The organism is Streptomyces sp. NPDC030991 (assembly GCF_055571235.1).
In genome coordinates this window covers 502680-525775 of sequence record NZ_JBVIFR010000002.1, presented here as the reverse complement: position 1 = coordinate 525775, position 23096 = coordinate 502680, and the positions used below count along the sequence as shown (strand labels likewise).

Genomic DNA, 23096 nt, shown 5'->3' with positions numbered 1-23096 from the left:
TGTCAGAGGGGCGGCGGTTCCCCCACTACCCACCATTCGTCCGTATCCGACTCGTCCCGCTCCTGGAGCAGCGTCTCGGCGATGCGCCCGACCTCCGCCTCCGTGGACGACGGGTCGAGCGAGGCGCGATGCGGCCGAGAGGCCTCCCAGTACTCCCGGATGTACGCGCTCTGGAAGAGCTCGCGCAGGTGTCCGTGGAGTTGACGCCGGTCCAGTACGCCGGATTCGTAGAGGTGGAAGGCGTTGATGTACCAGAGGTTGGCGTACAGGTACTGACGCCGCTTCTCCGGGGAGAGGTCCAGCCCGTAGTTGTCGATGACGACAGCCAGGGAGGGGTCGTCGAGGGCCTTGCTCAGGAGCTCCCAGTGCATGCGCTGTTGATGGGCCCGGGCCTGCCGTCGCCACTCCGCCGCGGCCCCGGTGCGGTTGGGGCCGTACTGCTGCCACATATGTGCCGTGGTAGCTCCTGCGAACCCGCCGGTGATCATTGCGGCGACTACTGATCGCCACGTCCTCGTACTCTGTGTGGCCATGTCAACCCCCGAGTCAGGCGACCGTCCGCCGGTCGTCGGGCGTGGGTCGATGGGCATGGGACCGGCGAGCGATGGGCGGCGCGCTTGCCGCCTCCCAGGGTGCCGAGCGGCTCCGATCGGCAGGGAGGCGGAGAGGAGGCGCACGGAAGCATGCCTGGGTCGCGAAAACCGGCGCCATGACCAACGTCTGCCCCGCCGGTGGCGCTAACAATCGTTCACTTCACCGCCTTTCTACGCGCGCTTATTCTGAAGCGGCATGCATTTTTCGTAGGAGAGCCGGTCCCCGACCGGTGGCCTCCGGCGGCGGACCGCCGGGGGTCGCGGGGGGATCGCCGTGAGAGAGGTCGCGTTGAGCAAGGTGAGCCCGCAGATCCCCGTCGTCGTCCTCGCCGGCTTCCTCGGCTCCGGGAAGACCACACTGCTGAACCACCTGTTGCACCACAGCGGGGGCTCGCGGATCGGTGCGATCGTCAACGACTTCGGGGCGATCGAGATCGACGCGATGGCCGTGGCGGGACAGTTGGGCGACTCGACGCTCTCGCTCGGCAACGGATGCCTGTGCTGCGCGGTGGACGCCAGTGAACTCGACGTGTACCTGGACAAGTTGACACGCCCCATCCATCCCACCGCTGACGGTCGCGAGAGCCGTGACACCCAGGGCATGGACGTCATCGTCATCGAGGCGAGCGGTATCGCGGAGCCGCAGGAGCTGGTGCGCATGGTGCTGGCCAGCGAGAATCCGCGGATCGTCTACGGAGGGCTGATCGAGGTCGTCGACGCGGCCGAGTTCGACGCGACCCGGGAGAAGCACCCGGAGGTGGAGCGTCACCTGGGGATCGCGGACCTCGTCGTGGTGAACAAGAGCGACCGGGTCCCCGACGCCGAGCGGCGGCGGGTCCTGGGCGCCGTGCGGGCGTCGGCCGGGCGCGCCGCCGTCGTCACCGCGTCGTACGGGCGCATCGACCCCGAGCTGCTCTTCGACTGCCGGCCCTCGCGGGAGCGGATCGGACAGCTCTCCTTCGACGACCTGCATCGGCATGACGCGGGCGGGGTACATGGCGCGCATCTGCACTCCGCCTATGAGAGCGTCGCGTTCACCTCCGAAGAGCCGATGCGACCGCGCGCGTTGATGGGTTTCCTCGACAGCCGACCCGAGGGGGTCTACCGCATCAAGGGGTACGTCGACTTCGGCGCCGCCGATGCGGCCAACCGGTACGCGGTGCACGTCGTCGGACGGTTCCTGCGATTCTCCCCCGAGCCGTGGCCCGCCGATCAAGCGCGGCTCACCCAGCTCGTCCTCATCGGCGCGGGCATCGACACGGAGGCACTCCGCGCGCAGCTCGCCGCATGCAGGGACACGGGGACGAGCGACGCCCCGCACACCGTCGACGAGCACGGCATGTGGGGCGTTCTCCGCTACGTACAGGACAAGGGCGGGGCCGAAGAAGCCGAAGCCCTCACGGACGACCGCTGACGCCCTCCGAACCGCCTAGACCGGGCCGGCCACCGCCGCCACCGTCTTCGGCAGTGAGATGCCCGAGCCGTCGCGGCGCGGGTCCATCTCGGTCAGCTCGGCCGGCAGACCGTTCTTCTGCGCCGCGCGCGCGGGCGCCGGACCCGCCCAGGCCAGGCTCAGACAGTCCTCGCCCTTCAGGAAGCGCTGGCAGCGCACGCCACCGGTCGCACGGCCCTTGCGGGGGTACTGGTCGAACGGGGTGAGCTTGGCCGTCGTCTGCACCGAGTCGTCGAGCGTGCCGCGCGAGCCCGCCACCGTGAAGACGACGGCGTCGGCCGCGGGGTCGACCGCGGTGAACGAGATGACCTTCGCGCCGGTCGCCAGCTTGATACCGGCCATGCCACCGGCGGGACGGCCCTGGGGACGCACCACGGAGGCCTGGAAACGCAGCAGTTGAGCGTCGTCCGTGACGAAGACCAGGTCCTCCTCGCCGGTCCGCAGCTCGACGGCGCCCACGATCCGGTCACCGTCCTTGAGGGTGATGACCTCCAACTCCTCCTTGTGGGAGGGGTAGTCGGGCGTCACGCGCTTGACCACGCCCTGCTCGGTGCCGATCGCGATGCCCGGCGACGACTCGTCCAGGGTCGTCAGACAGATGACCGCCTCGTCCGGCTCCAAGGAGGAGAGGAACTCGGAGAGGGGGGCGCCCCCGGAGAGGTTCGGCGCGGCCGCCGTGTCCGGGAGCTGCGGCAGATCGACGACGTTCAGGCGCAGCAGCCGGCCCGTGGAGGTGACCACGCCGATCTCCCCGCGCGCCGTGGCCGGGACCGCGGAGACGATCACATCGTGCTTGGCGCGCTTGCCGTCCTCGTCCGCGGCGAACGGCTCACCGTTGGCCGTACGGGCCAGCAGGCCCGTCGAGGAGAGCAGCACGCGGCACGGGTCGTCCGCCACCTGGAGCGGGACCGTGGCCACCGTGGGGCCCGAGGACTCCATCAGCACCGTGCGCCGGTCCGTGCCGAACTTCTTGGCCACCGCCGCCAGTTCCGCGGAGACGAGCTTGCGCAGCTCCGCGTCGGAATCGAGGATGCCGGTCAGCTCGTCGATCTCGCCGTTGAGCTTGTCACGCTCCGACTCCAGCTCGATGCGGTCGAACTTGGTGAGGCGGCGCAGCGGCGTGTCCAGGATGTACTGCGTCTGGATCTCGCTCAGCGAGAAGCGCTCGATGAGCCGCTCCTTGGCCTGTGCGCTGTTCTCGCTGGAGCGGATGAGGCGGATGACCTCGTCGATGTCGAGCAGCGCGACAAGGAGGCCCTCGACCAGGTGCAGCCGGTCCTTCTTCTTCGTGCGGCGGAACTCGCTGCGGCGGCGCACCACCTCGAAGCGGTGGTCCAGATAGACCTCGAGCAGCTCCTTGAGGCCGAGCGTGAGCGGCTGGCCGTCCACGAGGGCCACATTGTTGATACCGAAGGACTCCTCCATCGGCGTCAGCTTGTAGAGCTGCTCCAGGACGGCCTCGGGGACGAAGCCGTTCTTGATCTCGATGACCAGGCGCAGGCCGTGCGCGCGGTCCGTGAGGTCCTTGACGTCGGCGATGCCCTGGAGCTTCTTCGACCCGACGAGCTCCTTGATCTTCGCGATGACCTTCTCGGGTCCCACGGCGAAGGGCAGTTCGGTGACGACGAGGCCCTTGCGGCGCGCTGTCACGTGGTCCACGGAGACCGTCGCACGGATCTTGAAGGTGCCGCGGCCGCTCTCGTAGGCGTCCTTGATGCCGGACAGGCCGACGATCCGGCCGCCCGTGGGCAGGTCGGGCCCCGGCACGAACTTCATGAGCGTTTCCAGGTCGGCGCCCGGGTGGCGGATCAAGTGCCGCGCCGCGGCGATCACTTCGCCCAGGTTGTGCGGCGCCATGTTGGTCGCCATGCCGACCGCGATCCCCGACGCGCCGTTCACCAGCAGGTTCGGGTAAGCCGCCGGAAGGACGATGGGCTCCTGCTCCTGCCCGTCGTAGTTCGGCGAGAAGTCGACCGTGTTCTCTTCGATGGACTCCGTCATCAGGCTGGCCGCCGGATCCATGCGGCACTCGGTGTACCTCATGGCGGCCGGACGGTCGTCGTTGCCCAGTGAACCGAAGTTCCCGTGCCCGTCGACCAGTGGTACGCGCATCGAGAACGGCTGGGCCAGGCGCACCAGGGCGTCGTAGATCGACGCGTCGCCATGGGGGTGCAACTTACCCATGACCTCGCCGACGACGCGGGCACACTTCACATACCCACGGTCGGGGCGCAGCCCCATCTCGTTCATCTGGTAGACGATCCGACGGTGGACGGGCTTCATCCCGTCGCGTGCGTCGGGCAGGGCGCGAGAGTAGATGACCGAGTACGCGTACTCCAGGTAGGAGCCCTGCATTTCGTCGACCACGTCGATGTCGAGGATCCTCTCCTCGAAATCGTCGGGCGGCGGGGTCTTCGTGCTGCGGCGGGCCATCGCTGCTGCGGCTCCTTCACCAACATCTACGGGAACTGTCGCGGACCATTGTGGACCGCCCCACTGACAACGCTGATCGCGACCCGTCCGAACCGGGTGGTCGGCGGCCCGCCGGAGGGTCGCCGTGCTCGCTCACGGCGTAGCCCGGGCGGGAACTTCGCCAGGCGCCCGCACGCTTGCATACAGTGGCAGGACTGGCGCGGTTCCGTGGCCACAGTGTTGTCCGCGTACTCAGCGTTTCTCAGCATTCTCAGTATTTCCGATGTTCTCCGTATCCCCCCGCGATCGAAGGGACGTACATGCCCATGGGTCACACGGCCACCGCCGAGGCCGGCTCCGGCGGCCTGACAGCGACCGAGCACCGGCTGGCCAACGGCCTGCGTGTAGTGCTTTCCGAGGATCACCTGACCCCGGTCGCGGCGGTCTGCCTCTGGTACGACGTCGGCTCGCGCCACGAGGTCAAGGGCCGTACGGGCCTGGCTCACCTTTTCGAGCACCTGATGTTCCAGGGTTCGAAGCAGGTCCACGGCAACGGCCACTTCGAGCTCGTGCAGGGCGCCGGCGGCTCGCTCAACGGCACGACGAGCTTCGAGCGTACGAACTACTTCGAGACCATGCCCGCCCACCAGCTGGAGCTCGCTCTGTGGCTGGAGGCCGACCGCATGGGCTCGCTCCTGGCGGCCCTCGACGAGGAGTCGATGGAGAACCAGCGGGACGTCGTCAAGAACGAGCGCCGTCAGCGCTACGACAACGTCCCCTACGGCACCGCGTTCGAGAAGCTGACCGCGCTCATGTACCCGGAGGGCCACCCGTACCACCACACGCCCATCGGCTCCATGGCCGACCTGGACGCGGCCACCCTCGAGGACGCGCGGAGCTTCTTCCGCACCTACTACGCGCCCAACAACGCCGTGCTCTCCATCGTGGGTGACATCGACCCCGAGGAGACGCTCGCCTGGGTCGAGAAGTACTTCGGTTCGATCGCCTCCCACGACGGCAAGCCCGCACCGCGCGACGGCTCCCTGCCCGACGTGATCGGCGGGCAGCTCCGCGAGGTCGTCGAGGAGGAGGTCCCGGCGCGCGCCCTCATGGCGGCCTACCGGCTCCCCGAGGACGGCACGCGCGCGTGCGACGCCGCGGACCTCGCCCTGACGGTCCTCGGCGGCGGCGAGTCGTCGCGGCTCTACAACCGTCTCGTACGCCGTGACCGCACCGCGGTGGCCGCCGGGTTCGGGCTGCTGCGCCTGGCCGGAGCGCCCTCCCTGGGCTGGCTCGACGTGAAGACCTCCGGGGACGTCGAGGTGCCGGTCATCGAGGCCGCCGTCGACGAGGAGCTCGCCCGGTTCGCCGAGGAGGGCCCCACCGCCGAGGAGATGGAGCGCGCCCAGGCCCAGTTGGAGCGCGAGTGGCTGGACCGGCTCAGCACCGTGGCGGGCCGTGCCGACGAACTGTGCCGTTACGCCGTGCTCTTCGGGGACCCGCAGCTCGCCCTCACGGCCGTCCAGCGCGTCCTCGCGGTCACCCCCGACGAGGTTCAGGAGGTCGCCAAGGCCCGCCTGCGCCCCGACAACCGCTCGGTTCTCGTGTACGAGCCGACGGCGCCCGCCGAACCCCATGACGAGACCGACGAGACCGCCGAGAGCGACCCGAGCGACGAGGAGGCGGGCCGGTGACCGAGCAGCTCGCGACCATGGAATTCCACCCCAGGCCCCAGGCGGGCACGGCCAAGCCGTGGGCCTTCCCCGCCCCCGAGCGCGGTGAGCTCGCCAACGGCCTGACCGTGCTGCGCTGTCACCGGCCCGGCCAGCAGGTCGTCGCGGTGGAGGTCAACCTCGACGCGCCGCTGGAAGCCGAGCCCGCGGGCCTCGACGGCGTCGCCACGATCATGGCGCGTGCCTTCAACGAGGGCACCGACAAGCACTCCGCGGAGGAGTTCGCGGCCGAACTGGAGCGCTGCGGCGCCACGTTGGACGCGCACGCCGACCACCCCGGCGTCCGTGTCTCCCTCGAAGTGCCCGTCTCCCGGCTCCCCAAGGGGCTCGCCCTGCTGGCCGACGCCCTGCGGGCGCCCGCCTTCGCGGACAGCGAGATCGAGCGCCTCGTCCGCAACCGCCTGGACGAGATCCCGCACGAGAGCGCCAACCCGGCCCGGCGCGCCGCCAAGGAGCTCTCCAAGCAGCTCTTCCCGGCCGACTCGCGCATGTCGCGCCCCCGGCAGGGCACCGAGGAGACCGTCACCGCCATCGACGCCGCGGCCGTACGCGCCTTCTACGAGAAGCACGTACGCCCCGCCACCGGCACGGTCGTCGTCGTGGGCGACCTGACCGACACCGACCTCGACGCGCTGCTCGCCGACACGCTCGGCGCGTGGACCGGCGACACCGCGCAGCCGCGCCCGATCCCGCCGGTCACCGCCGACGACACCGGCCGTGTCATCGTCGTGGACCGCCCTGGAGCGGTGCAGACGCAGCTGCTGATCGGCCGGATCGGGTCCGACCGGCACGACCGGGTGTGGGCCGCGCAGATCCTCGGCACGTACTGCCTCGGCGGGACGCTCACCTCGCGACTGGACCGCGTCCTGCGCGAGGAGAAGGGCTACACCTACGGTGTGCGCTCCTTCGCCCAGGTGCTGCGCTCCGCGCCCGACGGCACGGGCGCCGCGATGCTCGCCATCAGTGGCTCCGTGGACACCCCGAACACCGGGCCCGCGCTCGACGACCTGTGGAAGGTGCTGCGCACGCTGGCCGCCGAGGGCCTCACGGACGCCGAACGGGACACCGCGGTGCAGAACCTGGTGGGCGTGGCCCCGCTCAAGTACGAGACCGCCGCGGCCGTCGCGGGCACCCTCGCCGACCAGGTCGAGCAGCACCTGCCGGACGACTTCCAGGCCCGGCTGTACCGACAGCTCGTCGAGACGGGCACCGTGGAGGCCACCGCGGCCGTCGTGAACGCCTTCCCGGCGGACCGGCTGGTGACGGTCCTGGTGGGCGACGCTGCGCAGATCGTGGAGCCCGTCAAGGCCCTCGGTATCGGCGAGGTGACCGTCGTCACGGGCTGACCCCGGCCCCGTACACCGCACGAAGCCCCGATGGCCACCGCGGCCACCGGGGCTTCGTGGTGTCGCTCACGTCCCGCCACGATCGGCCACGTATCGCTTATGTCCGAATTAGGGCGGAGGTTGCCTGTCTGGTCTGTGGCATGCGCTACAAAAGCCGGGATCCGTTTGTTGATTAAAAGATGTCCCGCTTAGCGTCGGTCCGGCTGTCCGCCAGACACGCTCGCGCCCGCGACACCGGACAGTCATCGCCGAGTCCCCCACGGCGCGAGCCAGGGGAGCCGGGGACCCATCGCAGTCCCTGGGGTGAATCGGACGCTCTTCCCGGCCGTGAAGGCAGGGGAGGGGGCCCGTAGGAGACCTTCCTGCTCCGAACCCGTCAGCTAACCCGGTAGGCGAGAGGGAAGGAAAGGACCAGCCACTTCATGGCGTTCACCCGTGCCACCGGGAAGCACCGTCGACCGAGCCGGCTCACGCGTACCACCGCTCGGGCCGCGGGCGTCGCGGCGCTCACCACGACCGGTGTCATCGGCGGCCTCGCCGCCCCCGCCATCGCCGCCGACACCGCGGCCGCCGAGCAGAACGGCCTGACGCAGGCCATCGCCATCGGCGACTCCCTGGCCGACCAGATCGACGCGCAGGCCTCCGCGCAGAAGAAGGCCGCCGACCAGGCCGCCGCCAAGGCGAAGGCCGAGGCCGAGGCCAAGAAGCGGGCCGAGGAGGCCAAGCGCGAGGCCGAGGCGAAGGCCGCCAAGGAGCGCGAGGCCAAGGAGCGCGCCGCCCGCGAGGCCGAGCGCAAGCGCCTCAACAGCTTCGTGGCGCCGATCAGCGGCTCGTACGTCTCCACCGGCTACCAGGCGAGCAGCGGCCTGTGGTCCTCCGGCAGCCACACCGGTATCGACTTCCACGCGGCCAGCGGCACCTCCGTGCACGCCGTCGGCTCCGGCACCGTCGTCGAGGCAGGCTGGGGCGGCGCCTACGGGAACAACATCGTGATCAAGATGAACGACGGCACGTACACCCAGTACGGTCACCTGTCGTCCATCGGCGTCTCCGTCGGCCAGGCCGTCACCCCCGACCAGCAGATAGGCCTCTCCGGCGCCACCGGCAACGTCACGGGACCGCATCTGCACTTCGAGGCCCGCACGTCCCCCGACTACGGCTCGGACATGGACCCCATCGCGTACCTGCGCTCGCACGGCGTGAACGTCTGACCCACGTACGGCGCCTCCGCGGCGCCGCGCGAAAGCCCCGGCTCATCGAGCCGGGGCTTTCGCGTGCGCAAGGCGTTCCTGTCCAAAAAATATCCATGGATTCCGGCCCGGCTTCGGAAATTCGGAGACGGTGGAATAGAGTCACCGGGCAGGCGCGTCCAGGGGAGACATTCGCGCTCGCACAAGCGTCGATCGACCGCGTTTCGCGGGGATTAAGGCGGAGGTCGGGTCATGCGCATTCCCGCACACTCGGTATGCACGGCGATTCGCGACGACATCGTCGCGGGTGTCTACGAGCGCGGCAGCAGGCTCACCGAGGAACTGCTCGCGCGCCGCTACGGGGTCTCGCGCGTGCCGGTCCGCGAAGCGCTGCGCACCCTGGAGGCCGAGGGCTTCGTCGTCACGCGGCGGCACGCGGGCGCGTGCGTGGCCGAGCCCACCGCCCAGGAGGCCGCCGACCTCCTGGAGATCCGGATGCTCCTCGAACCGCTGAGCGCCGCGCGCGCCGCACAGCGCCGTACAGAGGCTCACCTCAAGGTCCTGCGGGGCCTGGTCAGGCTGGGTCAGGAGCGCTCAAGGCGCGGCCAGAACGAGGACCTGCGCTCCCTGGGCGGCTGGTTCCACGAGACCCTCGCGCAGGCCTCGGGCAGCCCCGGCCTGATCGCCCTGCTCACCCAGTTGCGGCACAAGATCGCCTGGATGTACGCCGTGGAGACCCCGGCCCAGCCCGCCGAGTCCTGGGCCGAGCACGGCGCCATCGTGGACGCGGTGGCCCGCGGTGACGCCGAGCGGGCCCGCGCATTGACCGCCCTGCACGCCGAGCGCGCCGCGGCGGCCCACCGGCCGCGCGTCCCGCGCCCGGGAGAGCGTGTGAGGACTTCGCAACACGTAGTAAACACGGCGGCGCTCCGGCATTAACAGAGGGGCCGTATACAAAGAAGCGCGGTATTCGCCGAATGGGACGCGGGGTATTTTCTCCTGCCCCGATTCCGAACCGTATTTCCCTGCGCGCGTAAATTCGGGGTGATGTGACCCGAATGCAAAAATGGCGGAGCCGCGCGCCCCTGAGGGAAACGCGCGGCTCCGCCGGGCCGAATGGAAGGGCCCGAAGAATCAGACGGTCTCGGGAAGCTCGTCGAGCCCCTCGGAGACCAGCTTCGCCAGACGGTCGAGCGCGGCGTCCGCACCCTCGGCGTCGGAGGCCAGGACGATCTCCTCGCCGCCCTGCGCACCCAGGCCGAGCACCGCGAGCATGGAGCCGGCGTTGACGGGGTTGCCATCGGCCTTGGCGATCGTCACGGGGACGCCGGCCGCCGTGGCCGCGCGGACGAAGATGGAGGCGGGGCGGGCGTGGAGGCCCTCGGCCCAGCCGACGTTGACGCGGCGCTCAGCCATGTGATGCTGCCCTTCAGATGTCTCACGGTTGTCTAGACCATTCTCACACACCGTCGGGCAGCACTCGACGCGGACCTGGACCCGCGAGCACGCCGCCGTTCGGCTTCCTCAGCCTGCCTGCCACGCGCGCGTGACGCGACCCGTACGACTGTCGGCGCCCGGCTCTACTCTTGCGGCATGGAGACCCCGTCGGACCGGCACGCCTACCCCGCCCACTGGGAGGCCGACGTGGTGCTGCGCGACGGCGGCACCGCCCGGATCAGGCCGATCACCACCGAGGACGCCGAGCGCCTGACCAGCTTCTACGAGCAGGTGTCGGACGAGTCGAAGTACTACCGCTTCTTCGCGCCCTACCCGCGCCTGTCCGCCAAAGACGTCCACCGCTTCACCCATCACGACTACGTGGACCGCGTCGGACTCGCCGCCACGGTGGGCGGCGAGTTCATCGCGACCGTCCGCTACGACCGCATCGACCCGCAAGGACGGCCCGCCTCCGCGCCCGCCGACGAGGCCGAGGTCGCCTTCCTCGTCCAGGACGCCCACCAGGGGCGCGGCGTGGCCTCCGCGCTTCTGGAGCACATCGCCGCCGTCGCGCGCGAGCGCGGCATTCGCCGCTTCGCGGCCGAGGTGCTGCCCGCCAACACCAAGATGATCAAGGTGTTCACGGATGCCGGATACACCCAGAAGCGCAGCTTCGAGGACGGCGTGGTCCACCTGGAGTTCGGCCTGGAGCCCACCGAGGCGTCCCTCGCGGTACAGCGCGCCCGTGAGCAGCGCGCCGAGGCCCGCTCCGTGCAGCGGCTCCTGGCCCCCGGCTCCGTCGCCGTGATCGGCGTGGGCCGGACGCCCGGAGGAGTGGGCCGCAGCGTTCTCGACAACCTCAAGGACGCGGGTTACACGGGCCGCCTGTATGCGGTGAACAAGGCGTTCCCCGAGGATCTGGCCGAGGTCGACGGCGTCCCCGCACACCGCTGCGTACGCGACATCGACCCGGCCGAACGCGTCGACCTGGCCGTCGTCGCCGTACCCGCGCCCCACGTGCCCGACGTCGTCGCCGAGTGCGGCGAACGCGGCGTCCAAGGACTGATCGTGGTCTCCGCCGGATACGCCGAGAGCGGCGCCGAGGGCCGCGAACGCCAGCGAGAGCTGGTCCGACAGGCCCGCTCGTACGGGATGCGCCTCATCGGCCCGAACGCCTTCGGGGTCGTCAACACCGCCCCGGACGTACGGCTCAACGCCTCGCTCGCCCCGGAGATGCCACGCCCCGGCCGCATCGGCCTGTTCGCCCAGTCGGGCGCCATCGGCATCGCCCTCCTGGCGCGCCTGCACCGCAGGGGCGGGGGAGTCACCGGCGCCACCGGCATCTCGACGTTCGTCTCCGCGGGCAACCGCGCCGACGTCTCCGGGAACGACGTCCTTCAGTACTGGTACGACGATCCGGACACGGACGTCGCCCTCATGTACCTCGAATCCATCGGCAACCCGCGCAAGTTCACCCGACTCGCCCGCCGCACCGCGGAGGCCAAGCCCCTCGTGGTCGTCCAAGGCGCCCGGCACAGCGGGATCGCGCCCACCGGACACGCCGTCCGCGCCACACGTCTCCCGTACGCCACGGTCTCCGCGCTGCTGCGACAGGCCGGTGTCATCCGGGTCGACACGATCACCGAACTCGTGGACACCGGCCTCCTGCTGGCCCGCCAGCCCCTCCCGGCCGGCCCGCGCGTCGCCATCCTCGGCAACTCCGAGTCGCTCGGCCTGCTCACCTACGACGTGTGCCTCTCCGAGGGGCTGCGCCCCAAGCCGCCACGGGACCTGACCACAGCGGCGTCCGCGGCGGACTTCCGCACCGCACTCGAAGAGGCGCTGGCCGACGACAAGACCGACGCCGTCGTCGTCACCGCGATGCCGGCGGTGGGGGAGGGCCCGACCGAGGACGCGGAGCTGGCCGACGCCCTGAGCGCGGCCGCCGCGGCCGCGCCCACCAAACCCGTGCTCGTCGTCCACGTCGAGCTGGGCGGCCTCGCCGAAGCCCTCTCCGCGGCCACCAGCACAGGACCCAACGCACCGGGCACCCCCGGCGCCCAGCCGGCCCGGCAGACCCCCACGACGCCCGAGGCGCCCGGCGGCACCCCACGCCTCATCCCCGCCTACCCGGCCGCCGAGCGCGCTGTCCGCGCCCTCTCCGAGGTCGTGAAGTACGCCCAGTGGCGACACGACGCCGCCGAACCCGGCAAGGTGCCCGAGTACGACGACATCGACGAGTCCGCTGCCGCCGCGCTCATCGCCGAGCTGCTCGCCAAGGAGGACGACCCGCGCGGTGTGGAGCTGGCCCCGGACGACGCCCGCGAACTGCTCGCCCGATACGGCATCGCCGTACGGCAGACGCTGCCCGCCCCCGGCGCCGACAGCGCCGCCGACGCCGCACGCACCCTCGGCTACCCCGTCGCCCTCAAGACGACCGCCCCGCACCTGCGTCACCGGGCCGACCTCGGCGGCGTACGTCTGGACCTCGCCGACGAGACGGACCTGCGGCGCGCCTACGAAGAGCTGACCGAACAGCTGGGCAGACCCGCCGAACTGCGACCCGTCGTGCAGTCGATGGCACCGCGCGGCGTGGACACCGTCGTGCGGGCCGTTCTCGACCCGGCCGCCGGAGCGGTGCTCTCCTTCGGCCTCGCCGGAGCCCCGTCCGAGCTGCTCGGCGACACCGCGCACCGCCTGGTCCCGGTCACCGACCAGGACGCCCGCGCGGTCATCCGCTCCATCAAGACGGCGCCGATCCTGTTCGGCTGGCGCGGCGCCGCCCCCGTGGACACCCCCGCCCTGGAGGAGCTGCTCCAGCGCGTGTCCCGCCTCGTCGACGACCACCCCGAGGTGGTCGGCGTCGCCCTCGAACCGGTCGTTGTCGCCCAGCACGGACTCTCCGTCCTCGGCGCCTCCGTCCGGCTCGCGCCGCCGCCCGCCCGCGACGATCTCGGTCCGCGCACCCTGCCCGTCGCGTACTGAGCCCACCCCCGCGAAAGGCCCTCACAGAGGGTTATCCACAGGCGCAACGGCAGCCTCTTCCCGGCCTTAGGATGGACCCCATGGCCAAGACCAGTACGACGACCCAAGGGCTGCGAGCGGCGATCGAGCGCAGCGGCTACTACCCGGCCCTCGTGGCCGAGGCGGTGGAGGCCGCGGTCGGCGGCGAACCCATCGCGTCGTACCTCGTGCACCAGGAGACCACGTTCGACGCGAACGAGGTCCGGCGTCATGTCACCGTCCTGGTCCTGACCGACACCCGCTTCATCGTCAGCCACACCGACGAACAGGCGGCCGACACCACCTCCCCGACGCCGTACGCGACCACGTCCACGGAGTCCGTGAAGCTCGACCGGATCTCCTCGGTCGTGCTCAGCCGTGTCGTCGCCAATCCGGAGAAGTACGTTCCGGGCACGCTGCCGCGTGAGGTCGTGCTCACCATCGGCTGGGGCGCCGTCTCCCGCATCGACCTGGAGCCCGCCGCCTGCGGCGACCCCAACTGCGAGGCGGACCACGGCTACACGGGCAGTTCGACCGCGGACGACCTGAGCCTGCGCGTCAGCGAAGCGGGTGACGGACCCGAGACCGTGCGTCAGGCCCTCGCCTTCGCCCAGGCGCTCTCCGAGGCCACCGCGGACGCGGGACGCCGATGACGCAGGCCGCCTGGGACGACGTAGAGCCGCTGCCCGTCCACTCCGCTCCCGTCCCGGCGTACGGCACCGGATCGCTCGCCGATCTGCTGCCCACCCTCGGCGCCCACCTGGGCGTTCCCGGCTGCGGTGCCGCGATCCCCGAGCTCGCTCCCGTGGACCGCGCCTGCGTCTTCCTCATCGACGGCCTCGGCTGGGAGCAGCTCGCGGCCCATCCGGGCGAGGCTCCCTTCCTCAGCTCGCTCATGGCGTCCTCGCGCGGCGGCACCGGCCGCCCGATCACCGCGGGCTACCCGGCCACCACCGCGACCTCCCTCGCCTCGGTCGGCACCGGCCTGCCGCCCGGCGCCCACGGCCTGCCCGGTTACACCGTGCGCAACCCGGCCACCGGCGAGCTGATGAACCAGCTCCGCTGGAACCCCTGGACGAACCCGAAGGCATGGCAGCCGTACCCGACGGTCTTCCAGCGGGCCCACGAGGCCGGAGTCCACACCGCCCAGGTCTCCGCTCCCGCCTTCCAGTCGACGCCCCTCACCAAGATCGCGCTCAGCGGTGGCACCTTCCACGGCCGCCTCTCCGGCGAGGACCGCATGGACCTGGCCGCCGCGCAGCTGGCCGCGGGCGACCGGTCGTTGGTGTACACGTACTACAGCGAGGTCGACGGCAAGGGACACCGCTTCGGTGTCGACTCCGACCCGTGGCGCAGCCAGCTCATGTACGTCGACCGGCTCGCCCAGCGCCTCGCCGAGCAACTCCCGCCGCGCAGCGCCCTGTACGTGACCGCCGACCACGGCATGCTCGACATCCCCTTCGACGAGCAGTCCCGTATCGACTTCGACGAGGACTGGGAACTGCGCGCGGGCGTCGCCCTGTTGGGCGGCGAGGGCCGCGCGCGCCATGTGTACGCCGTGCCCGGCGCGCAGGGCGACGTGCTGGCCGTGTGGCGCGAGGTCCTCGGCGAGCAGTTCTGGATCGCGGGCCGCGACGAGGCGATCGCCGCGGGCTGGTTCGGCCCCCGCATCGACGAGCGGGTCTACGACCGGATCGGTGACGTCGTCGCCGCCGCCCGTGACGACGTGCTCATCATCGCCTCGCGGACCGAGCCGAAGGAGTCACGGATGGTCGGCAACCACGGCTCCATGACCCCGGCGGAGCAGCTCGTACCGCTCCTGGAAGTACGCTCCTGAGGGTCCGCCCCTCCTCACCCCCCTGATGCGAAAGGTGCTCGACCTCCCATGCCCGAGCTGGTGTTCTTCTCCGGAACCATGGACTGCGGAAAGAGCACGCTGGCTCTGCAGATCGAGCACAACCGCTCGGCCCGCGGACTGCAGGGGATGATCTTCACCCGCGACGACCGGGCCGGTGCCGGCAAGCTCTCCTCACGCCTGGGCCTGGTCACCGACGCCGTGGAGGTTGCCGACGACCTGGACGTGTACGCGTACGTCGTCGACCGCCTCTCTCAAGGCGGCAGGGTGGACTACGTGATCGCGGACGAGGCGCAGTTCCTCGCGCCCGGGCAGATCGACCAGCTCGCGCGTGTCGTCGACGACCTCGACCTCGACGTCTTCGCCTTCGGTATCACCACCGACTTCCGCTCCAAGCTGTTCCCCGGCTCGCAGCGCCTGGTCGAGATCGCCGACCGTGTCGAGGTCCTCCAGGTCGAGGCGTTGTGCTGGTGCGGCGCGCGCGCCACGCACAACGCCCGCACCATCAACGGCGAGATGGTCGTCGAGGGCGCCCAGGTCGTCGTCGGCGACGTCAACCACGCCGAGGACGAGATCGGCTACGAGGTGCTGTGCAGGCGGCATCACCGCAGGCGGATGACGAGCGCGACGGCACACGCGGCGGCGCTGTCACCCGATGTGCTCCCGGTCGCGTAGCCGCGAGGCTCACCCCGCGGAGGCCACCAGGGCGAACTGCGCCCCCTCGGGATCCGCCACCGTCGCCACCCGGCCCAGCGTGCCCTCTCGCGCAGCCGCGATGGCGTGACCGCCCAGGTCGGCGACCCGCTCCACCGCCTCGTCCACGTCCGTGACCTCGAAGTACGTCATCCAGTGTGGCCCCCGGTCGCGCGGCAGCGCGTGCCCGACGCCCTGCACCGAGGCGACGGGACGGCCGTCGAGGAGCAGCGTCACGCAGTCGAAGTCGGCGGAGACGACCGCCTCCTCGGTGTAGCCGAAGACCGACTGGTAGAACTTGGTGACGCTCGACGTCTCCCGCGTGACCAGCTCGTTCCACGCCACCGCGCCCGGTACGCCGGTCACCGCCATGCCCAGGTGCGCCGCCGCCTGCCAGATGCCGAAGACCGCGCCCGACGGGTCGGAGCCGATCGCCATGCGGCCCGCCTCGCCCGCGTCCAGCGGTCCGACGCCCACCGTGCCGCCGCACTGCCGCACGGCCGAGGCCGTCGTGTCCACATCGTCCGAGGCCAAGTAGGGCGTCCAGGCGATCGGCAGCTGACGGCCGGTCGGCAGCCGGCCGATTCCGGCCACCTCCTTGCCGTCGAGGAGCGCCCGCGCGTACGGGCCGAGCTGTTGCGGCCCCGGCCGGAACTCCCAGCCGAACAGTGCCCCGTAGAACTCCTGGGTCGCGGCCATGTCGTGCACCATCAGACTCACCCAGCAGGGTGTCCCCGGCGCGCGGCTGGCTGCTGCCTCGGTCATCGTCACTCTCTCCTCGGAACGAACCCTCAAGGCCCGTGATCGGGATCCCACGTGTCGCATCACGCCCGTGCTGATGGTGGCACTCCGTGCCGCGCGGCGCTCCCTGGCCGCGCCGAATCCGTCGGGCTCCGCACAGAGAATGCCCGAAACGGTGTTTCTGAGTCGTTTCCGCGCCACGACCCGGCCGTGTCCGACCGGATAACGCCGGATGACGCTCGGTAGTCGATCGAGCACGCTATCCGAACCAGGGCGCTCGGGCCAGACCATGAGCAAGGATGGCCCTCATGAATGCCATCATCACCGCATCTGAACTCGTGAGCGAGCTGGCGGGGGAGAACCCGCCCGTGTTGCTCGACATCCGCTGGCAGCTCAGTACCGCGAAGACCGCGGGGGAGCCCGCGTTCGACGGCCGCGCCGAGTACGCCGCGGGCCACATCCCCGGCGCGGTCTTCATCGACCTCGATGCGGAACTCGCCGGTCACGCGGGTTCGGGTGGCGGCAGGCACCCGCTGCCCGAGCTGGCCGACCTCGGCGCGGTGATGCGCGCGGCGGGCGTCTCGACCGACCGTGATGTCGTGGTGTACGACGGCGGGCAGGGCTGGGCAGCGGCCCGCGCCTGGTGGCTGCTGCGCTGGACAGGTCACCCGTCCGTGCGGGTCCTCGACGGCGGCCTCGCCGCCTGGGACGGCCCCTTGGAGACCGAGGTCCCGTCGCCGGAGCCCGGCACGTTCGTCCCTGCACCGGGTGCCACCGGCCTTCTCGACGCGGCCGACGCGGCCGCTCTCGCGCGTTCCGGCCTTCTCCTGGACGCCCGTGCCGCCGAGCGCTACCGGGGCGACGTGGAGCCCATCGACCGCGTCGGCGGCCACATCCCGGGCGCCGTGTCGGCGCCGACCACGGAGAACGTCACCGCGGACGGCCGCTTCCGCCCCGCCGCCGAACTCACCGCCCGCTTCAGCGCCCTCGGCGCGACCGGCGAGCCCGGTCAGGTCGGCGTCTACTGCGGCTCGGGCGTCTCCGGCGCCCATGAGGTCCTGGCGCTCGCGGTGGCGGGCATCGACGCGCAGCTGTACGTCGGTTCCTGGTCGGAGTGGTCGGCGGACGAGTCCCGCCCGGTGGCGACGGGACCGGACCCGCAGTAGCCCGGCCCGCACGCACAGGGGCCCGCGCCGACCGATCGGCGCGGGCCCCTGTGCAGGGACGGTGACTAGTCCTGCTTCTTGCGACGTGTGCCGAAGACGATCTCGTCCCAGCTCGGCACCGCTGCCCGTCGCCCGGGGCGCACCCCATCGGCCTCGGCCTGGCGGTCGGTGGTGCCGGTGAGCCGGTCCCGGTGGCCCGCGACGCTGCGCGGCATCAGCACGTCCGCGTAGGCGGAGCCGGCGCCGGCCGACGCGGCGGGCGCGGCCGGCTCCTCCAGCTCGCCGACCTCGGGCGCCTCGGGCTCCTCCTGCGGCGGCTCGGGAGCCGTCGTCGGACGGTCGGGCACCACGATGTCGCCGCGGTAGCTGGGCACGGCCTCCAGGAGGCTGGTCAGCGAGTCGCGCTCCGAGGAGGAGGCGATCGCCGGCAGGTTCTCCTCGGTGGGCGGCTCCGGCGGCGGCGTCGGACGCTCCAACTGCCGGTCGAGGGCGCGGTCCAGCGGACGGTCCCTGGGCAGGCGTGCGATGCGCGGCACGAACGGGAACGTGGGCTCGGGCGCACCGATGTCGTCGGACTCGCCGATCAGCGAGCGCGCCTCGTCGTCCACGGCCTGGACGAGCCTGCGGGGCGGGTCGTACGTCCAGCTCGCCGAGTGCGGTTCGCCCGCGACCCGGTAGACGAGCAGGACTTCCCAGGTGCCGTCGTCGCGGCGCCAGGAGTCCCACTGGACGGTTTCCTTGTCGGCACCGCGCAGCAGGAGCCGCTCCTGCACCGCCTCGCCGAGCTGGGGACCGGTGTTCTCGCCGGGACGGCGCACGGGGGTCTTCCTGGCCCGCTCGGCCATGAAGGCGCGCTCCGCGAGCACGGGGCCCTCGAAGCGGCGTACACGGTCGACGGGGATGCCCGCGAACTGGGCGACCTCCTCGGCGGAGGCGCCTGCCCGTATACGCGCCTGAATGTCGCGCGGGCGGAGGTGGCTCTCCACCTCGATCTCGATCTGGCCGAGGCGCGGACGATCGCCGCGCACGGCGGCCCGGAGGCGCTCGTCGATCGGAAGCGTGTACTCCGTGCTGTCCGCAGCCTTCAGCACCAGCCGTGTGCCGTCGTTAGAGACGGCCACGACACGCAGTTCGGGCATGGGGACCTCCCGGGTGGTGCCTGCCGACGTCACGTGCGTCGCTGCTTCCGCTAGTCGAGTGTGGCCTGCCCGGGTGCAGCCTGCCACAACCTTGCCGAGTTGCCCGGCGTGTCGGGCAACGACCCGAGAGCGCCGTTATGGCACGGTTACCTGTTCGCAACGCTAAGTGACCGAAGCCGTCACCCTGAGCAACGAGCCCCCTCTCGGCGGTCCTGGAGGGCCCCGGACACCTTGGCGGGAGACCGGACCCAGGGCTCGCAACAGTACTCCATTCGGGCCACTCGCGTGGATCGGCTCGCCGCCGAAGTTGTCGTGGTGGGCGGGAGTTGAATGCGGAGGGTCCCGGACGTGTGTCCGGTTCGCGAGGGATGCGCGTGGCGTGCTTCACGGAATCTCCAGAAGCGGAACTACTGACTTCGGCTCTACGTCCCTTTCTCGTACGGCGCAGGAAGTTCACGTAGCCTCGGGAGCTTCGGTGCCAAAAAGGCTGATATGCCGACAAGGCGAGAAAGGCAGGTAAGGGCCGGAGATGGGCGTGAAGCCGGACAACTCCCAGGACGAGCACTCCGAGAACGAACGGAGCGAGCCCAAGGGGAAGAAGCGCGTGGATCTGAGCGTGCCTCAGGTGGCGGGCAGCGCGGTCGCCGCCGTCGTGGCCGCGAAACTCGCCTCCAGTTTCGGCGTCTACGGCACGATCCTGGGCGCGGGGGTGGTCAGTGCCCTCGCCACCTGCGGCGGCACCGTCTTCCAGCACTTCTTCAGTCGCACCGGTGAGCAGATACGTGACGTCGCGGTGCAGACGAAGCCCAAGGGGCGCCGGGTGCCCGTCACGGCGGAGGGACACCCCGTACCGCGCACCTTCCGGTCGGACGACGCCATGGACGCCACGAAGGGCATGGCCACCGGCGCCCGCCCGGCCGCCGCGCGACCCGCCACGGGCGTGCTGCCGACGACCACGACCTGGGGGACGCCGCCGGCCGCGGACGCCGAGGCGACGACGGTGCTGCCGCAGAGCTCGGCCGACCACGACATGACCCAGTTGCTCGACACCGGCGCCGTCGCCGACCTGCTGCCCGACGAATCCGCGAAAACCCGGGTGCTCGGCACGGTCGATCCGGAGAAGACGCAGCTCCTCAAGGGCAGCGCCATCGACGAGGCCACGCGCGCGTTGCGGCCCGCGACGCAGCTGCCGCACCAGTCGCTGCCGCCCGACATCACGCCCGGGGCAGGCGAGGACTTCACCGAAGGGACCGTGCACCGGTCCTGCGTCAAGAGGTGGAAGCGGCCGCTGGTCGCCGCCGCCGTCGTCTTCGGCGTCACCATGGGCGGCATCACGACGTACGAGATCGTGGCCGGCTACAGCTTCAGCGGTGACAGCGGCAGCACCACGTTCAGGGACGCCTTCAGCGGCCGGCGGTCCTCCGGCGACAGCGACCCCGCCCCCACCACCCCGCAGCCCTCGGACGACAGCAGCACCGGCTCCGGCGACGGCTCGCAGCACAATGGCGACGACTCGCCCACGGACGGGAACACGACGCCCACCCCGACGCCGAGCAACAGCAGCGGCGCGGACACGGGGTCGGACACCGGCTCCGACCCGGGGCAGGACAACGGCTCGGACACCGGTTCGGACAGCGGCTCGGACTCCGGCGACGGCAGGGCCACGCCGACCCCGACGCCCACCCCGACCCCGTCGCAGAGCACGGGCTCGGGCGCGGAGACCGGGTCGGGCACCGACTCGGCCCGGCAGAGCCCGGCCGAGTAGCGCCGGAGCGGCGGGGCGTGGCTCAGTCGCCGAGGACCCGCCGCAGATAGGCGTTGCCGAAGAGGCGGTCCGGGTCCAGGCGGTCACGCAGCGCCGTGAACTCGCCGAAACGCGGGTAGGCCGCCGCGAAGTACTCCGCGTCGCGCGTGTGCATCTTGCCCCAGTGCGGGCGCCCCTCGTGGGCGGTGAAGATCCGCTCGGCGGCCGTGAAGTACCGCTGGTACGGGGTGCCCTTGTACATGTGGACCGCGATGTAGGCGCTGTCGCGGCCCGACGCCGTGGACAGCGTGATGTCGTCGGCGGGCGCCGTGCGGACCTCCACGGGGAAGCTGACGCGCAGGTTCGAGCGGTCCACCATGGACTTCAGCTCGCGCAGCGTCTCCACCAGAGCCGCGCGCGGAACCGCGTACTCCATCTCCACGAAGCGGACCCGGCGCGGAGAGGTGAAGACCTTGTAGGGGATGTCCGTGTACGTCCGTGCGGACAGCGCCTTGCTGGAGATCCTGGCGATCGCCGGGATCGTGGCGGGCACCGCGCGGCCGAGTGAATTGACCACCTGGAAGAGGCTGTTGGAGAGCAGCTCGTCCTCGACGAAGCCACTGATCCGTGACACCGGGGCCTCGGGGCCGGCGCTGCGGTTGTTGCGCTTGGTGTTGCAGTTGCCGGTGTGCGGGAACCAGTAGAACTCGAAGTGCTCGTTCTCGGCATACAGCTCGTCGAAGTCGGCGGTGACCTTGTCGAAGGTCATCGGCTCCTCCCGCGCGGTGAGCAGGAAGACCGGCTCCACGGCGAAGGTGAGGGCCGTGATGACGCCGAGTGCGCCCAGGCCGACGCGGGCGGCCGCGAAGATCTCCGGGTTCTCCTTCTCGGAGCAGGTGACGAGCTCGCCGCTCGCCGTCACCAGCTCAAGTCCCTTGATCTGCGCGGCGATGGAGGCGGAGTCGCGGCCCGTGCCGTGGGTGCCGGTGCTGGTGGCACCGGAGACGGTCTGCTCCATGATGTCGCCCATGTTCGTGAGCGACAGGCCCTCGCGGGCCAGGGCCACGTTGAGCCGCTTGAGCGGGGTGCCCGCCTCGACCGTGACCGTCCCGTTGGCCCGGTCCATGTGGCGGATACCGGTCAACAGGTGAGGGCGTATCAGCACGCCGTCGGTGGCGGCGGCCGCCGTGAAGGAGTGGCCGGTGCCGACCGCCTTCACCTTCAGGCCGTCCTGTGCCGCCCTGCGGACGGCCGCGGACAGCTCCTCCACGGAGGCGGGCGCCACCTCTCGTACGGGACGTGCGGTGACGTTCCCCGCCCAGTTACGCCACGCTGCGCCGCTCTTCGCGCCGCTGCCCCTCTGCGCCGTGCTCATCGATCGTTCCTCCCCGCCGCGGAACCGGCTGCTGCAGCCGGCGGTAGCCGAGGAACGCGACCACGACCGCGACGGCGCCGGCGACTCCCGGCACCCCGTACCCGGCCTTCGCACCGGCGGCGTCGATCACCCAGCCGGCCGCGGAGGAGCCGAGCGCGACACCGACCGCGAGTCCGGTGCTCACCCAGGTCATGCCCTCGGTCAGTTTCGCGCGTGGTACGTGCTGCTCGACGAGGGCCATCGTCGTGATCATCGTCGGTGCGATGGACAGGCCCGCAACGAAGAGCGCCACGGCCAGAAACGCCAGGTTCCCGACCAGTTGGAGGGGGATCATACTCACGGCCATCGCGACGACCCCCACCAGCCACCTGCGCGCGGGCGCCCCCTCGAAGTGCAGCAGGCCGAAGACGGCGCCCGCCACGCAGGACCCGGCCGCGTACACGGCGAGCACCACACTGGCCAGGGACTTGTGCCCCTGGTCCTCCGCGAAGGCCACCGTCACCACGTCGACCGCCCCGAAGATCGCGCCCGTCGCCACGAACGTGCCCACCAGAACCTGCAACCCACGCGCGCGGAGCGCCGATCCGCGGCCGTCCTGCTCCCTGGGGTGCGGCGCCGGTTCGGTGGCCCGCTGCCCGGTCAGCCAGAAGACGCCCACGGCGAGGAAGCAGCCCGCGAGGAGGGGCCCGGCCTCCGGGAACCAGGCCGTGGACAGACCGATCGAGATGATCGGCCCGAAGATGAAGCACACCTCGTCGATCACGGACTCGAAGGAGTACGCCGTGTGCAGCTGGCGCGGGGTGTCCCGGTAGAGCACCGCCCACCGCGCGCGGATCATCGAACCCACGCTGGGTACGCAGCCGATGAACGCGGCGCACAGGAACAGCGTCCAGTCCGGCGTCTCGTACTTCGCGCACAGCAGCATCCCGGCGACCGCGACGAGCGAGACCAGCGTGGCCGGGCGCAGCACGCGTCGCTGCCCGTACCGGTCGACCATGCGGGAGATCTGCGGCCCGATCGCCGCCGCGGACAGGGCCACCGTCGCCGTGAGGGCGCCCGCCAGCCCGTAGCGGCCGGTCAGCTGCGAGACCATCGTGACGATCCCGATGCCCATCATCGACAGGGGCATCCGGCCCAGGAACCCGGCCAGCGAGAAGCTCTTGGTGCCGGGCAGGGCGAATATGGCGCGGTAGGGGCTGGGCAAGGGGACTCCGGC

General features: G+C 71.2%; 18 protein-coding genes and 1 riboswitch. Of the genes, 11 read left to right on the top strand and 7 right to left on the bottom strand.

Features of this window, described 5'->3' with window-relative positions; all coding sequences use genetic code 11:
- Positions 1–2: 2 nt before the first annotated feature.
- A complete protein-coding gene (locus ACZ45E_RS05850; protein WP_468216992.1) occupies positions 3–488 on the bottom strand; it encodes a DUF6082 family protein in 486 nt (161 codons plus the stop codon).
- 394 nt (positions 489–882) lie between these two features.
- Here ACZ45E_RS05850 and ACZ45E_RS05845 point away from each other — a divergent pair, with 394 nt between their 5' ends.
- Entirely contained in the window at positions 883–2007 is a 1125-nt protein-coding gene (locus ACZ45E_RS05845) for a CobW family GTP-binding protein (RefSeq protein WP_468216989.1), read from the top strand.
- A gap of 15 nt (positions 2008–2022) precedes the next feature.
- Here the strand turns inward: ACZ45E_RS05845 and ACZ45E_RS05840 are convergent, their stop codons facing one another.
- Complete coding sequence (locus ACZ45E_RS05840) at positions 2023–4479, bottom strand: DNA gyrase/topoisomerase IV subunit A (RefSeq protein WP_468216987.1); 2457 nt, start codon at positions 4477–4479, stop codon at positions 2023–2025.
- Positions 4480–4778: 299 nt separating this feature from the next.
- Here ACZ45E_RS05840 and ACZ45E_RS05835 point away from each other — a divergent pair, with 299 nt between their 5' ends.
- The 4 genes from ACZ45E_RS05835 (at position 4779) to ACZ45E_RS05820 (ending at position 9666) form a co-directional block, all read left to right on the top strand.
- Positions 4779–6152 (top strand): M16 family metallopeptidase, encoded by a 1374-nt coding sequence (locus tag ACZ45E_RS05835; RefSeq protein ID WP_468216985.1) that lies wholly within the window; start codon positions 4779–4781, stop codon positions 6150–6152.
- Positions 6153–6169: 17 nt separating this feature from the next.
- Positions 6170–7537 (top strand): M16 family metallopeptidase, encoded by a 1368-nt coding sequence (locus ACZ45E_RS05830; RefSeq protein WP_468217155.1) that lies wholly within the window; start codon positions 6170–6172, stop codon positions 7535–7537.
- Between the two features lie 236 nt (positions 7538–7773).
- Positions 7774–7947, top strand: a riboswitch (cyclic di-AMP (ydaO/yuaA leader).
- Between the two features lie 12 nt (positions 7948–7959).
- A complete protein-coding gene (locus ACZ45E_RS05825) occupies positions 7960–8748 on the top strand; it encodes a M23 family metallopeptidase (protein WP_468216982.1) in 789 nt (262 codons plus the stop codon).
- A 231-nt stretch (positions 8749–8979) separates the two neighbouring features.
- A complete protein-coding gene (locus ACZ45E_RS05820; RefSeq protein WP_468216980.1) occupies positions 8980–9666 on the top strand; it encodes a GntR family transcriptional regulator in 687 nt (228 codons plus the stop codon).
- A 195-nt stretch (positions 9667–9861) separates the two neighbouring features.
- On the opposite strand, the gene ACZ45E_RS05815 is transcribed toward ACZ45E_RS05820, so the two are convergent.
- Positions 9862–10143 carry an HPr family phosphocarrier protein gene (locus ACZ45E_RS05815; RefSeq protein ID WP_404214443.1) on the bottom strand — a complete coding sequence of 94 codons (282 nt, stop codon included), beginning with the start codon at positions 10141–10143 and terminating at the stop codon, positions 9862–9864.
- A gap of 177 nt (positions 10144–10320) precedes the next feature.
- Here ACZ45E_RS05815 and ACZ45E_RS05810 point away from each other — a divergent pair, with 177 nt between their 5' ends.
- The 4 genes from ACZ45E_RS05810 (at position 10321) to ACZ45E_RS05795 (ending at position 15697) form a co-directional block, all read left to right on the top strand.
- Positions 10321–13149 (top strand): bifunctional acetate--CoA ligase family protein/GNAT family N-acetyltransferase, encoded by a 2829-nt coding sequence (locus tag ACZ45E_RS05810; protein WP_468216977.1) that lies wholly within the window; start codon positions 10321–10323, stop codon positions 13147–13149.
- A gap of 80 nt (positions 13150–13229) precedes the next feature.
- The gene (locus ACZ45E_RS05805) at positions 13230–13820 is read left to right on the top strand and encodes a DUF5998 family protein (protein WP_468216974.1); all 591 of its coding nucleotides are present in this window, start codon (positions 13230–13232) and stop codon (positions 13818–13820) included.
- The gene (locus ACZ45E_RS05800) at positions 13817–15004 is read left to right on the top strand and encodes an alkaline phosphatase family protein (RefSeq protein ID WP_468216972.1); all 1188 of its coding nucleotides are present in this window, start codon (positions 13817–13819) and stop codon (positions 15002–15004) included. Before ACZ45E_RS05805 ends, ACZ45E_RS05800 begins: the two co-directional genes overlap by 4 nt.
- Before the next feature lie 48 nt (positions 15005–15052).
- Positions 15053–15697 (top strand): thymidine kinase, encoded by a 645-nt coding sequence (locus ACZ45E_RS05795; RefSeq protein WP_468216969.1) that lies wholly within the window; start codon positions 15053–15055, stop codon positions 15695–15697.
- A gap of 9 nt (positions 15698–15706) precedes the next feature.
- Here ACZ45E_RS05795 and ACZ45E_RS05790 read toward each other — a convergent pair whose 3' ends face one another.
- Positions 15707–16480 carry a VOC family protein gene (locus ACZ45E_RS05790; protein WP_468216968.1) on the bottom strand — a complete coding sequence of 258 codons (774 nt, stop codon included), beginning with the start codon at positions 16478–16480 and terminating at the stop codon, positions 15707–15709.
- 284 nt (positions 16481–16764) lie between these two features.
- Here ACZ45E_RS05790 and ACZ45E_RS05785 point away from each other — a divergent pair, with 284 nt between their 5' ends.
- On the top strand, positions 16765–17622 hold the full coding sequence (locus ACZ45E_RS05785) for a sulfurtransferase (protein ID WP_468216965.1): 858 nt from the start codon (positions 16765–16767) through the stop codon (positions 17620–17622).
- Positions 17623–17687: 65 nt separating this feature from the next.
- Here ACZ45E_RS05785 and sepH read toward each other — a convergent pair whose 3' ends face one another.
- Entirely contained in the window at positions 17688–18761 is a 1074-nt protein-coding gene (gene sepH, locus ACZ45E_RS05780; protein ID WP_468216962.1) for a septation protein SepH, read from the bottom strand.
- 529 nt (positions 18762–19290) lie between these two features.
- Between sepH and ACZ45E_RS05775 the strand changes: the two genes are divergently transcribed.
- Complete coding sequence (locus ACZ45E_RS05775) at positions 19291–20526, top strand: hypothetical protein (RefSeq protein ID WP_468216959.1); 1236 nt, start codon at positions 19291–19293, stop codon at positions 20524–20526.
- Between the two features lie 22 nt (positions 20527–20548).
- On the opposite strand, the gene ACZ45E_RS05770 is transcribed toward ACZ45E_RS05775, so the two are convergent.
- Both ACZ45E_RS05770 and ACZ45E_RS05765 read right to left on the bottom strand, forming a co-directional pair.
- Positions 20549–21880, bottom strand: a complete 1332-nt coding sequence (locus tag ACZ45E_RS05770) for a D-arabinono-1,4-lactone oxidase (protein WP_468216957.1) — start codon at positions 21878–21880, stop codon at positions 20549–20551.
- Positions 21828–23084 carry an MFS transporter gene (locus ACZ45E_RS05765; protein WP_468216955.1) on the bottom strand — a complete coding sequence of 419 codons (1257 nt, stop codon included), beginning with the start codon at positions 23082–23084 and terminating at the stop codon, positions 21828–21830. The genes ACZ45E_RS05770 and ACZ45E_RS05765 overlap by 53 nt, the downstream gene beginning before the upstream one ends.
- Positions 23085–23096: the final 12 nt, after the last annotated feature.